Annotated in this window: 9 protein-coding genes; 3 read left to right on the forward strand and 6 right to left on the reverse strand. The window is 72.9% G+C overall.

Annotated elements, in window-relative coordinates:
• Window positions 1–511: 511 nt before the first annotated feature.
• Window positions 512–1,909 (forward strand): NADP-dependent succinic semialdehyde dehydrogenase, encoded by a 1,398-nt coding sequence (locus ACFY12_RS30610; RefSeq protein WP_390719182.1) that lies wholly within the window; start codon window positions 512–514, stop codon window positions 1,907–1,909.
• Between the two features lie 71 nt (window positions 1,910–1,980).
• Here ACFY12_RS30610 and ACFY12_RS30615 read toward each other — a convergent pair whose 3' ends face one another.
• From ACFY12_RS30615 to ACFY12_RS30630, 4 genes are all read right to left on the reverse strand, one after another.
• A complete protein-coding gene (locus tag ACFY12_RS30615) occupies window positions 1,981–4,104 on the reverse strand; it encodes a SpoIIE family protein phosphatase (RefSeq protein ID WP_390719183.1) in 2,124 nt (707 codons plus the stop codon).
• Between the two features lie 100 nt (window positions 4,105–4,204).
• Window positions 4,205–5,470 carry a metallophosphoesterase gene (locus tag ACFY12_RS30620; RefSeq protein WP_390719184.1) on the reverse strand — a complete coding sequence of 422 codons (1,266 nt, stop codon included), beginning with the start codon at window positions 5,468–5,470 and terminating at the stop codon, window positions 4,205–4,207.
• Between the two features lie 165 nt (window positions 5,471–5,635).
• The gene (locus ACFY12_RS30625) at window positions 5,636–6,409 is read right to left on the reverse strand and encodes a crotonase/enoyl-CoA hydratase family protein (protein ID WP_390719185.1); all 774 of its coding nucleotides are present in this window, start codon (window positions 6,407–6,409) and stop codon (window positions 5,636–5,638) included.
• On the reverse strand, window positions 6,409–8,076 hold the full coding sequence (locus tag ACFY12_RS30630) for an acyl-CoA dehydrogenase family protein (protein ID WP_390719186.1): 1,668 nt from the start codon (window positions 8,074–8,076) through the stop codon (window positions 6,409–6,411). Before ACFY12_RS30630 ends, ACFY12_RS30625 begins: the two co-directional genes overlap by 1 nt.
• Before the next feature lie 83 nt (window positions 8,077–8,159).
• On the opposite strand from ACFY12_RS30630, the gene ACFY12_RS30635 reads away from it, so the two are divergent.
• Window positions 8,160–8,942: a PaaX family transcriptional regulator C-terminal domain-containing protein gene (locus ACFY12_RS30635; protein WP_390719187.1), complete on the forward strand. Its 783-nt coding sequence runs from the start codon at window positions 8,160–8,162 to the stop codon at window positions 8,940–8,942.
• Window positions 8,943–9,008: 66 nt separating this feature from the next.
• Here the strand turns inward: ACFY12_RS30635 and ACFY12_RS30640 are convergent, their stop codons facing one another.
• Complete coding sequence (locus ACFY12_RS30640; RefSeq protein ID WP_390719188.1) at window positions 9,009–10,214, reverse strand: lactonase family protein; 1,206 nt, start codon at window positions 10,212–10,214, stop codon at window positions 9,009–9,011.
• A 263-nt stretch (window positions 10,215–10,477) separates the two neighbouring features.
• Here ACFY12_RS30640 and ACFY12_RS30645 point away from each other — a divergent pair, with 263 nt between their 5' ends.
• Entirely contained in the window at window positions 10,478–11,566 is a 1,089-nt protein-coding gene (locus ACFY12_RS30645) for a tetratricopeptide repeat protein (RefSeq protein ID WP_390719189.1), read from the forward strand.
• On the opposite strand, the gene ACFY12_RS30650 is transcribed toward ACFY12_RS30645, so the two are convergent.
• Entirely contained in the window at window positions 11,460–12,884 is a 1,425-nt protein-coding gene (locus tag ACFY12_RS30650; RefSeq protein WP_390719190.1) for a lipase maturation factor family protein, read from the reverse strand. The genes ACFY12_RS30645 and ACFY12_RS30650 overlap by 107 nt on opposite strands.
• Window positions 12,885–13,183: the final 299 nt, after the last annotated feature.

Genomic DNA, 13,183 nt, shown 5'->3' on the forward strand with positions numbered 1-13,183 from the left:
AGGACGCCAGTCCGGAGGGGCGCACCCGTGACGTACAGCCCCGCGCAGCGGTAACGGCCCGCCGCAGGCGAAACGGCGGGAAAGGCAAAAACGTGGGAAGCCAGCCAAGCGCAGCTATTCGCACCCGTGACGTACAGCCCCGCGCAGCGGTAACGGCCCGCCGCCAGGCGACACGGCGGGACAGCCAAAAACGAGCGGGGCGCCGCGACGGGCGCAACGGCGAAGCGGAGGTACGGCGCCGCAGACGACAACGTGGGAAGGCGGCCAAGCGCAGCGGAGAGGCAAACTGGACATGCCACCCACCCCCGAGGAGGCCCCCGTGCACGCGCGAGAACCTGAGCCGCAGCCGGCCCCGAGCCCCGTTCCGGAGCCGCTTCCCGGGCCGCCGGTGCCGCCTCCGGAGCCGGAGCCGATACCGCCGGAGCCGGAGCCGATCCCCCGTCCGCCCGGGCCGGACCCGGTCCCGGACCCGTCACCGCCGCCCTCACCGCTCACGTAGGAGGTGCTGATCATGGCCATCGCCACGGTCAACCCGGCCACCGGCGAGACCCTGAAGACCTTCGAGCCGCTCAACGCCGGCGAGATCGAGGACCGCCTGGTCAGGGCGGAGGAGGCGTTCCAGGAGCACCGCACCACCTCGTTCGCACGCCGCGCGGAGCTGCTGCTCAGGGCCGCCGAGCTGCTCGACGAGGACCAGGACGGCGTCGCCCGCACGATGACCACCGAGATGGGAAAACCGCTGGTCCAGGCCCGCGCGGAGGCCGCGAAGTGCGCCAAGACCATGCGCTGGTACGCGCATCATGCGGAGGAGCTGCTCGCCGATGAGCTCCCCGACCCGGCCGACGTGCAGGACTCCGGTGCGATGCGTGCCGTGGTCCGCTACCGTCCGCTCGGCACCGTGCTGGCGGTGATGCCGTGGAACTTCCCGCTCTGGCAGGTCGTACGGTTCGCCGCGCCGGCCCTGATGGCGGGCAACACCGGGCTCCTCAAGCACGCCTCGAACGTGCCGCAGACCGCGCTGTACCTGGAGGAACTGTTCCGCCGCGCGGGGTACCCCGACGGCTGCTTCGAGACCCTGCTGATCGGCTCGGGCGCCGTCGAGGAGATCCTGCGCGATCCGCGGGTCGCCGCGGCGACGCTGACCGGCAGTGAGCCGGCCGGACGCTCGGTGGCGTCCATCGCCGGTGACGAGGTGAAGAAGACCGTCCTGGAGCTCGGCGGCAGCGATCCGTTCCTGGTGCTGCCCTCCGCCGACCTGGACAAGGCGGCCCGGGTCGGCGTCACCGCGCGCGTCCAGAACAACGGCCAGTCCTGCATCGCCGCCAAGCGGTTCATCGTGCACGACGACGTCTATGACGCCTTCGCCGAGCGGTTCACCGCGCGCATGGCCGCGCTGACGGTCGGCGACCCGATGGATGAGCGCACCGAGGTCGGTCCGCTCTCCACCGAGCAGGGCCGCTGGGACCTGGAGGAGCTCGTCGACGACGCGGTCCATCAGGGCGCGGCCGCACTGTGCGGTGCCCGGCGCCCGCCGGACCACCGCGCCGGCTGGTTCTACGAGCCGACGGTCCTCTCCGGTATCACGCCCGGTATGCGCATCCACCACGAGGAGGCCTTCGGCCCGGTCGCCACCCTCTACCGCGCCGCCGGCCTGGAGGAGGCGGTACGGCTCGCCAACGACACCCCGTTCGGCCTCAGTTCCAACGCCTGGACCCGCGACCCGGCCGAACAGGAGCTGCTGGCGCGGGACCTGCAGGCCGGCGGGGTCTTCTTCAACGGCATGACCGCCTCCCACCCGGGCCTCCCCTTCGGCGGCGCCAAGCGCTCCGGCTACGGACGGGAGCTCTCCGGGCACGGCATCCGGGAATTCTGCAATATGACGACGGTGTGGTACGGCCCGGAGGACTGACACCGCGGGCGTCGGAAGCGCCCTGGGCCGGTCCGGTCGGCGAGTCAGCCGCGGACCGGGCTGCCGGGGCACTACGGCACCACGAACTCGCACCACAGCGCCTTGCCCGCCCCGCGCGGCTCCGCACCCCACCGGTCCGCGAGGGCCTCGACCAGCATCAGGCCCCGGCCGGAGGTCGCGGTCTCCCCGGGGCTGCGCCGTCGCGGCCACTGGCTGGAGCGGTCCTCGACCTCCAGCCGGATCCGGCGCGGGGCGCCGGGCAGCAGCTCCACGGAGACCAGGGCGCCGCTCTCGGTGTGCGTCAGCGCGTTGGCGATCAGCTCGGACGCGACGACCTCGACGTCGTGCATGATGCCGCCCGCCCGCCACTGGTCCAGCGTGCGGCGCACGGCCGAGCGGACCTCCGAGGCACCCGAGGGGTCGGCCTGATGGACGTGCAGCCGCAGCCGTGGCGTGGCGGCGGCGCCGGGAGCGGGCAGCCGGTGCAGCAGCAGGAGGGCCATGTCGTCCTCGGAGCCGGGCTCGGCCCACAGGTGGTCGGAGAGCCGGTCGGCGAGCGCCTCCAGGTCCGAGGGGCCGGTGCGGACCGCCGCGGACAGCGCGTCGATGCCCGCGGAGATGTCCTCGCCGGGCTGTTCGACCAGGCCGTCGGTGCACAGCAGCAGCGTCGACCCCGGCTCCAGGAACAGCTGGGTCTCCGGGAAATGGTCGTGCCCGAAGGCGGTGGCCAGGCCGAGTGGCAGCCCGCCGCGGACCTCGGGCCAGTCGATATGCCGGGCGGCGGTGCTGATCAGCGGCCCCAGGTGACCGGCCCGTGCCACATGCAGCGCCCCGGACTCCAGGTCGGCCTGGACATAGGTGCAGGTCGCGAACCGTTCGGTGTCGAGTTCGGCCAGGAAGCGGGAGGCCCGTACCAGCACGGTCTCCGGTGTGTGCCCTTCACTGGCGTACGCCCGCAGCGCGATCCGCAGCTGGCCCATCACCGCCGCGGCGTGGGTGTCGTGGCCCTGCACGTCGCCGACCACCAGTCCGGTCAGTCCCCGGGGCAGCGCGATGACGTCGTACCAGTCGCCGCCGATGTCCCGCCCGACGCTCGCCGGGTGGTAGCGGACGGTGACCGCACCGCCCGCGAGGGGCGGCAGCCGGCGCGGCAGCATCGTCGCCTGAAGCCCAGTCGCGAACTCCCGCTCCTGGTCGAAGAGGGTGGCCCGCTGCACCGACTGGGCCACCACACCGGCCAGCGCCAGCGCCAGGTTCCTGGCCTCCGACGACTGCACCGCCGGCTCGGCGTTGAACAGCCCCAGGCCCCCGATCACGGTGTCCTGGGCGATCAGCGGCAGGAAGGCCGAACTGCCCGGAGGAATGGCGTCGGTGTACGGGCGCAGCCGGGGGTAGCGGGCGATCAGTTCGCCGCGGGTACTGAGGAAGACGGGCTGCTGTGAGCGGGCCGCGTCGGACAGCGGAAGGGTGTCGTCCAGCCGCGCCGTGTTCAGCTCCGGGGGAGGCCCGCCCCTCAGGCCGGTGGCGGCGATGATCCGGAACCTGTCGTTCTCCACCAGGCCGAGGATCAGCCCTTCCGCGCCGAACCGCCGGGTGCTGCGGGCGCCGGTCAGCACCCGCGTGACATCCGCCATCGACAGCGCCCGCGCCAGCGCGGCCGTGGTCTGCTGGACCATCACCGTCTGCCGCTGGCTCTCCTGTTGGAGCGAACGCAGCAGCGCGGAGTCCGCCAGCTCGCCGGTCGCCTCCCGGACGATGCCGATGACCCGGTACGGCACCCCGTCCGGGTCGTGCAGGATCCGCCCCTGGCAGTGCGTCCAGCGCCGGGATCCGTCGCGGCAGCGGATCCGGAAGTACGCGCCGTACGACGCGTGGCCGTCCTGCAGGGCCTGGGAGAGCGCCTCGTCCAGCCGCAGTCCCTCCTCCGGCGGAACCCGCACGATCAGGGACATCGGCGCGCCGTCGAATTCCCCCGGGAGCAGATCGAAGACGTCCATCGCGCCGGGGTCCAGATCCATGCACCCCTGGTCCAGATCCCAGTCGAAGGTGCCCATCCGGTTGAGCGCGAGCCGCCGGCGCAGCCCGACGGGTTCGTGCCGGGACACCCCGGGCGCGTCCTCCTCGACCCGGCGCCAGTTCCGGTCGGCTCGGGGGTCGTACCCTTCGTCGGGAGGTCCGGCCGGCGGGGCGGTCATGAGCGGTCCCACCTCGTGTCCCGGGAGCGCGCGACAGATGCGCCCACCATGCGAACACCCTAGGCGGGGGCTGCGTACCCCGCATGTCCGATGCTTCGGGTTACGGCATGTGGGTGACGGCGGGCGCTGCCACCGGGAGGGCGTGCCGCGTCCGGTGCGCCAGGGTGGCCCGCCGCGTCGCCACCTCCACGGTGTACGCGTCGAGGGTCAGCCGCGCGGCGGACACCTTCAGCACCATGAAGCCGTGGTCGGCGAAGTTCTGCCACGCCGCCGGGTGCTGGAAGTGCGCCTTCCCGTCCTCCGTCTTGGCGGACGCCCCGCACACCACCTGCCGGGTTCCGCCGGTACGAGCCGTCGGCTCCAGGATCTGCAGGGTGTGGTCATGACCGGAGAGGATCAGATCGGCCCGGCCGCACACCACCTGCTCGTACATCTCCCGGAGATGGACACCGCTGGTGTAGTGCCCGATCTCGAACCCGTCGTACGCACCGGCGCTGCCGTGCTTGCCGTTGTTCAGGTACGGGTGGTGGCTCAGCACCACCTTCCAGCGGGCCCGCGAGGCGCGCAGCGCGCCGTCCAGCCAGCTCCGCTGCTCGCGCATGTACGGGCCGTCCCATCGGTAGTACGGGTCGAGCTGGGCGACGTACGACGACCACGGGATGGTGTCGACCGCGAAGAACTCCACCAGCGGATCGGCGGCCGGCAGCGGCACGCTGTAGTAACGGCTCGGCATGTACCAGCGCTTGGAGGTCCTGGCATAGGCGACCTCGCGGTCCCCGCGCGACGGGTCGCCGCCGCTGCCGGGTATCAGCCCCGAGCAGTCGTGGTTGCCCAGCACCATCAGCCACGGTACGTCGATGCCGCTGTTGGGCTTCTCGAACTTGTCCTGGAACTCCGAGTCGTGGTCGGACTCCGGCCCGTTCTCGTAGATGTTGTCCCCGAGGCCCACCGCGAGCCCCACCTGTTCGGCCCGGCAGACATCGTGCGCCGCGGCCGCCACCGCGTACTGCGCCTCGTCCCCCGTCCCCGCGTCACCGGTGACCAGGACGGCGAACTCACCCCTGCTGTTGGGGTGTTCGGGGAAGGGGAAGGCACCCGGGCCACCGGCGCGAGGGGCGGCCTGCGCGGACGACTCCCGCTGGGCCGGCAGCACGGCCAGCGCCGCCCCGGCCATCGCGCCGCCCAGCAGCGTCCGCCGGTTCACCCACCGCGGCACGCGTCCCGTGGTGCGCCCCGGCGCCCCGGCCGTGGCCTCCGAGCCGGCCCGGTGCGCGGCGTCGTCGGTCGGCGAGGAGTCCGTGCGCCAATGGAGCCACTGTCCCTCGGTCATGTCCGCCTGCGGCGGGATCAGTTCGTCATCGCACATGTCTGGCTTTCTCTCACGGCCGTCGGGGGCGATGATGACGAGGAAATGAAGCGGGAGTGGACGTCCGGCAAGCAGAGGCGGCGGGCGGGATTTCCGGCCCAGTCCCTGGGTTCTGCCGTCAAACTCCCGCCCTTCGGGCGAACGACGGGATGTCCGGCACCGTCCCTATGTCCGCTCCGGCTCCCCGTGCCGCCCCGCCCCGGCGGCGAACCGCGCCGCACCCGCCGGCGCCTCGGCCAGTACACCCTGCCCGTGGCGGAGTTCGACGCCCATCGCGGTCTCCTCGTCCCTGCCTTCCTGGTCCAGCAGGGAGGCCCGGTCGCTGCGCAGGCACGCCTGCGGGAGGCGGGCGAGCTCCGCGGCCAGCAGCTCCGCCTCCGTGCGGGCCGTGCCCGTGGGGACCACCCGGTTGGCCAGCCCGATGTGCAGGGCCTCCGTCGCCGGGACCGGGCGGCCGGTCAGCACCAGGTCCATCGCCCGGCTCGCGCCGATCAGCCGCGGCAGCCGCACCGTTCCGCCGTCGATCAGCGGTACGCCCCAGCGGCGGCAGAAGACCCCGAAGACGGCGTCCTCCTCGGCCACCCGGAGGTCGCACCACAGCGCCAGCTCCAGCCCGCCGGCCACCGCATGGCCGGCGACCGCCGCGATCACCGGCTTGCCCAGCCGCATCCGGGTCGGGCCCATCGGCCCGTCGCCGTCCGGGGCCACGCGGTTGCCGCGTGCGGTGCCCACCGCCTTGAGGTCGGCGCCGGAGCAGAACGTCCCGCCCTCGCCCCACAGCACCGCCACCCGCGCCTCGTCGTCGGCGTCGAAATCCCGGAAGGCATCGGCGAGTTGGCGTGCGGTGGCGCCGTCCACGGCATTGCGGGCGGCGGGCCGGGACAGCACCACCGTCGTCACCGGACCGGCACGTTCGATCCGCACGGACCGTACGGACATCAGCCCGCCTGCCCGGCCGCCGCGCCGTCCGGGCAGGGCCGGACGTGCTCCAGGATCGCCGTGAGACCGGCGCCGGCCGGCAGGGTCCCGTACGCCTGACCCCACTCCCCGTCGAGCCGCGAGGCGCAGAACGCGTCGGCGAGCGCCGGATGGCTGTGCCGCACCAGCAGTGATCCCTGGAGCACCAGCGCCATCCGTTCCGCCAGCGACCGCGCCATCAGCTGCGCCCGCTCCGGACCGCCCAGTGCGCCGAGCGTCTTGCGGACCCCGGCCACCGCCGCGTCCAGCCGCCGGTCGGCGCCCGCCGCGGACTCCACCTCGGCGAAGAACGCGTCCAGTACGGCCGGTTCCCTGCCCAGCGCCCGCAGCACATCGAGGGCCGCGACATTGCCCGAACCCTCCCAGATGGACAGCAACGGCGCCTCCCGGTAGAGCCGCGGCATGCCCGAATCCTCGACGTAGCCGTTGCCGCCCAGGCACTCCAGCGCCTCCGCCGCATGGCCGCTGCCCCGTTTGCACACCCAGTACTTGCCGGCCGCCAGCGCCAGCCGGCGCAGCGCCGCCTCCTGGGCGTCCCCGCCCTGCGACCGGTCCACCGCCGCGGCCAGCCGCATCCCCAGCAGCGTGGCCGCCTCCGACTCGATCGCCAGGTCCGCGAGCACCGACCGCATCAGCGGCTGCCGGTCCAGTTCGCGCCCGAACGCCCGGCGGTGCGCGGTGTGGTGCAGCGCCTGCCGCAGCCCGGCCCGCATCCCGGCCGCCGACCCCAGCACACAGTCCAGCCGGGTCATGTTCACCATCTCGACGATGGTCCGCACCCCGCGGCCGGGTTCGCCGACCGGCCAGGCCACCGCCTCGTCGTACTCGATCTCGGAGGACGCGTTGGAGCGGTTGCCCAGCTTGTCCTTGAGCCGCATCAGCCGCATCCCGTTGCGCGTGCCGTCCGGCAGCACGCGCGGCAGCAGGAAGCAGCTCAGCCCCTCCGCGGTCTGCGCCAGCGCCAGGAACAGATCGCTCATCGGCGCCGAGGTGAACCACTTGTGGCCGGTGAGCCGGTACGTACCGTCCCCGGTCGGCACCGCGCGGGTGGTATTGGCCCGTACGTCGCTTCCGCCCTGCTTCTCCGTCATCGACATGCCCGCGATCAGGCCCGCCTTGGTCAGCGGCGCCCGCAGCCCGAAGTCGTAGGTACGGGACGCCAGCAGCGGCTCGTACCGCGCGGCCAGGTCCGGTGCGGCACGCAGCGCCGGAACGGCGGCGTACGTCATCGAGACCGGGCAGCCGTGCCCCGGCTCGGCCTGCGACCAGACGTAGAACTTGGCGGCGCGCACCAGATGCGCCCCGGGCCGGTCGTCCGTCCATGGTGCGGCGTGCAGACCGTGCGCCACCGCGACGGTCATCAGCTCGTGCCAGGCCGGGTCGAACTCCACCTCGTCGACGCGGTGCCCGAACCGGTCGTGGGTGTGCAGCCGCGGCGGCCGCTCCTCCGCCCGGCGCGCCTGCTCCTGCACCGCCGCCGAACCGGCCAGCGCGCCCAGCTCGGTCACCTCGCGGACACCCCACCCGGCGCCGTCCCGGCGCAGCGCCTCCAGCAGGGCCGGCTCGTCCGCCGTACTGAAACCGGTCAACGGCGGTGCCTGATTCACGACTTCATGAGTGACGGTCATACCCCGACGTTACAGAATCCCCACAGCCGTGGAAAGAACGTAATGCCGACAGCGCGTCGACGCCGCTAGAATTTCCGCTACAGATGCCGGTACAGACGAACGCCACCGCCCCGCGCGGCGACTCCAGCGCCACCGCGACCCTCGCGCTGCGGCCGCTCACCGCGCGCTCCATCGTGCTGAGCACCCTCCTCGGCCACCACCCGCCCCGGCTGCCCGCCCGCGCCCTGGTACGGGTCGGTGAACTCTTCGGCATCGCCGAAGGAACCGTCCGCGTCGCGCTCTCCCGCATGGTGGCCGCGGGCGACCTGCGGCAGGCCGACGGCTCCTACGAGCTCACCGCCCGCCTGCTGGCCCGTCAGTCCCGCCAGGACGACAGCCGCTCACCCCGGACCCGGCGCTGGCACGGGGACTGGGAGATCGCCCTCGTCACCACCCCGGAAGGCCGGCCGGCCGCCGAACGCACCGCCCTGCGCCAGGCCATGGCGGCACTGCGGCTGGCCGAACTCCGCGAGGGCAGCTGGCTGCGGCCGGCCAACCTCGACCGGCCGCGCCCGCCCGTCGCCACCGACCAGTGCACCTGGCTCACCGGTAACCCGGACGGTGACCCGGCCGGACTCGCCGCCCGGCTCTGGGACCTGGACGGCTGGGCGGCACGGGCCCGCGCCCTGACGTCCGCGCTGGCCGGCGCCGACGCCCTCGCCGACCGCTTCACGATCGCGGCCGCCGCCCTGCGCCACCTCCTCTCCGACCCGTTGCTGCCGGACGCCCTGCTGCCTCAGGACTGGCCGGGCGCTCAACTCCGGTCCCGATACGCCGAGTTCGAAAAGGAGCTGAGCGGCCTGCTGCGGCAGTACGTCGCAGGCTGACTTCCCTCACGGCCGGGGCGGTGTTCCGGCGGCCGAGGCGGGGCGGTACTTCGGCGGCCGCGCCGGTCAGAGCGGCAGTGCACATACCGGCATCGGCGCCGGGAAGGGATCACCCGCGCTCCGGAGCGTCCCGGTCCGGCCGTCCACCGAGAACACCGTCACCGACCCGGACTTCTGGTTCGCCGCGAACAGCCAGCGCTCATCGGGCGAGAAGGCGATCTGCCGGGGGAAGTCCCCGCCCACCGGCACGGTGTCCAGCAGCCGGAGCCGCGCCCCGCCCGCCTCCGCGGCGTAGCGGGTGAGGCTGTTGTGGCCGCGGTTGGCCAGGAACGCGAAGCGGCCGTTACGGGTGACCAGGAGCTGCGCCGGATGGCTGGTCCCCGGGCCGGTCCCGGTGGACTGCGGTCGGCCCGGCGTCAGCCGTCCGCTCGCCGGGTCGTAGCCGCAGACCACGACGGTGTTGTCGACCTCGTTGGCCAGGTACGCGAAGCGGCCCGAGGGATGGAAGGTCAGCTGCCGGGGGCCGGCGCCGGACCGTAGCGTCGCATACGACACCTGGGTGAGCCGCCCGGCGGAGGTGTCCAGCCGGTAGGTGTAGACCGTGTCGTTGCCGAGGTCGACGGCCAGTACATGGCGGCCGTCCGGTCCGGTGAGGATCTGGTGGGCGTGCGGCCCGTCCTGGCCGGGGCCGGGCGGCGGGCTGCTGTGGGTGACCAGGTCGGTGCGTTCGCCCAGGGCGCCGGTCGTCCGGTCGACGGGGTGCACGGCCACGCTGCCGGAGAGGTAGTTGGCGCTGAGCAGCCAGCGCCCGCCAGGGTGCACGGACAGATGGCAGGGCCCGGCCCCGCCGGTGGAGCGGGAGTTCAGCACCACGGGCGGCGCACCTGGCAGCAGCGCGAGGGCGGTCACCGCTCCGGGCGCCTGCTCGTCGACGGTGTACAGGGTGCGTCCGGAGGGCGCGAGGGCGAGGTAGGAGGGGTCGGCCACCCCGGGCACGACCCCCCTGGCGGTGATCCGCCCGGTCCCGGTGTCGTACGTACCGAGTCCGATACCGGTCCCGCCGCCCTCCTTCGAGGTGTACGTGCCCAGGAAGAGCGGCCGGTTGCGGTGCGGGCGCGGGAAGGCGGTGTGACCGGCCCGTGCGGGCGCGGTGTCCGCGGCGGCCGACAGCCCCATCCCGGCCGTACCGGCGAGCCCGGCGGCGACGGCCCGCAGGACACGTCGGCGGCCGGGCCCCGGCCCGGACGGCGGTCCCGTGCGTCCAGCTGTCATGCCAGCAGCGTGGCCCGCCCCGCTCGGCCCGGCAAGGCACGGTACGGATCGCGTACCGAGCAGTGCCGGTCGGCGGGGTCGGCCGGCGCCGGTCCGGACCCCCGGATGACCCTGACGAACCCGTACAACCTCAAGATGACCATGGCCTCGTCCGTAGCACTCCAGTCGTACGCGACAACACATACACGGACTGATTCGCCACCCCCGTCACCCCCCGTAGTTTCGTGGCCAAGGCGTGGAGATGACCGAGAGGCCACAGATTTATGTACGGCAAAGCATTCGCCCCGGAGTACCAGGGCGAGCTGGGTGCGGCACTGGACGTGAACTCCTCTTACGAGGAGGTGCTGGCCACGGCGAACCGCGCGTACGCAGAGGCGGACACGGCACTGGACCGGGCCCGGGCCGGGCTCGCGGTCGCCGAGGCCCACCGGCGGCTCGGCCGGGTCGCAGAAGCGGGCGCCGCCTGGCGGGCCGCCTACCGCAGCGCCCGTACCGCCGGTGACCGGGGCGCGATGGCCTGGGCGCTGTGGAGTGGGGGCACCCTGGCCCGGCAGTGCGGCAGCCTGCCACTGGCCCGCCGGCTGCTCACCCACGCCGTAGGCCTGGCCACCGAGAGCGGCGACCGCCTCGCCCATGGCTACTCCCTCGCCGGACTCGCCGAGACCGGCCGCATACAGGGCGACTATGCGGCGGTCGCCGACCTCCACGAGCAGTTGCTCGCCCAGGCCCGGGCGCACGGTGAGACCCGGCACACGGTCTGGGCGATGTCTGGTATCGCCCAGATACACCGCAATACCGGTGACTTCGACAAGGCCCTGGAGCTGTTCGAGGAGTCCGCCCGGATCGCCGAGCGGGGCGAGGACGCCCGCGGGCGCGCCTGGTCCCTGCGCGGGGTGGCGGACGTCCTCTCCATGCGGGGCGAGACGGAGCGGGCGCTGGCTCTGCTGTCCGAGGCGGAGACCGTCTGCCGCGCCATGGACCTGGCCTCCGCGCTCGCCTACAACCACAAGATGCGCGCCAACGTCCTCTACCGCGCCGGACGCTATGCGGAGGCGCGCGACACCTACACCCTCTCGCTGGGGGAGTTCCGCGAGATGGAAGAGGCCCGCGGGGCGGCGCTCTCCCGGCTGGGGCTGGCCAAGTCGCTCTCCCGCCTCGGCTGCGACCGGAGCGTGACGCTCGCCGAACTCGCCGAGCTGGAAAGGGAATTCGCGCGCATAGGGCTGCGCCATGCGCGCGAGAGCGTCATCGCATTCCGTGCAGAGCTGACCGCCCGACCGGCGGCAGGAACTCCCGCTCCTCGGTACGGTGCCACCACGCTCCGGTCTCCCGCAGTTCCCGCCAGGTCGTGAAGCGGTAGCGGAAGACCCGGGCCCTGATCCGGGCCGGTGGCAGATCGGGGAACGGATTGGTGCGCAGTAGCCGGAGGGTGTCCCGGTCGTTCTCCAGCAGGCGCGCCACGAACGGTACGAACCACGACCGCGCGTAGGCCGGCGACAGCGCCGCGAACCACATCAGCCAGTCGAGCCGCAGGTGCCATGGCGCGAACTGCCGGGGCAGCCGCCGCACCTCGCCGGGCTTGCCGTGGAACTCGTAGGCGATCCAGGTCGTGTCGGGCCCGGTGACCGCGTCCGCGGTGCCCTCCACCACGATCTCCCGGCGCACCCGGGTGATCGTGCCGAAGGCGCCGTACGAATTGACCAGATGCAGCGACTCGTAGGACGTGTTCATCATCTGCTGCCGGCTCAGCAGATTGCGCGCCGGGCGGTAGCTGAGCAGGGCGACGCCCGCGGTGGCCGCCAGCACCAGGGCCTCGAACCACAGCGGCGGCGCGGGCAGTTCACCGGAGAGCCGGCCCCACAGCGGTGCGGCCGTCGCCATGGCGAGGGCGATGGTCAGCCAGTTCAGCCAGGCGAAGTTGCCGGACAGCACCAGCCACAGCTGGGTGACGACCATGCCGGCCGCGGCCCACCCGGCGATCGGCTGGGGGGTGAACAGCAGGACGGGAAGGCCGAGTTGGGCCACGTGGTTGGCGGCCACCTCGACCTTGTGCAGCGGCTTGGGCAGATGGTGGAAGAACCAGCTCAGCGGGCCCGGCATCGGCTGCGTCTCGTGGTGGTAGTGGAGGCAGGTCAGATTGCGCCAGCAGCGGTCACCGCGCATCTTGATCAGTCCGGCCCCGAACTCCACCCGGAACAGCAGCCAGCGCAGCAGCCACATGACCGTCACCGGGGGAGCGGTATCGGCGTTGCCGAGGAACACCGCGAGCGAACCGGCCTCCAGCAGCAGCGATTCCCAGCCGAAGCTGTACCAGGTCTGTCCCACGTTCACGATGGACAGATACTGTGCCCACAGGACCGCCCAGAGCAGCATCGACGCCCACAGCGGCACCGCGTCCGCGGCCCCCGCCACCAGGGCCGCCGCCAGTACCGCCCCGGACCACGACCAGAGTGCGAAGAAGCGGTCCGAGTAGTGCCAGTGGAAGACCGACGGTGACGCGCGGAAGGGCGCCAGCGCCACGAAGGCGGGCACCGGCAGCATGCCGCGCGCGCCGATGAGTGCCCGGAACTGCCGCACCGCCGTCAGGAACGCGACCAGGTAGAGAACGGCCAGCATCCGCTGGAAGACCAGCCGCCCGAGCCAGTAACCGGAATCCGAGAACCATGCCACTCACCCATGGGTAGCACTGCGGCCGCGCGGGCGGGCACACTCCCTCCGCGGGGTCACTCTCCAGCGTACGTATCGGGGCAATTGCAGCAACCACAGGGCCATTCGGGTGAGTGATGTGCGTCACAAATCCCCCGCGTTTTCCCGTCACTTACGGGGGGTGGAATTCCCGCCTTCCGGTGAACCGCCGATCTCACCGGAAAACGTCGAGCGCCGTGCGTGCGCCGTCGTTACTCTGAGGAACGACGGACGACCTTTCTGGGAGACGCCAACACCATTGGCCCGTCGCGGGAACGCCGCAA

Source organism: Streptomyces sp. NPDC001339 (genome assembly GCF_042895955.1).
GTDB lineage: Bacteria > Actinomycetota > Actinomycetes > Streptomycetales > Streptomycetaceae > Streptomyces.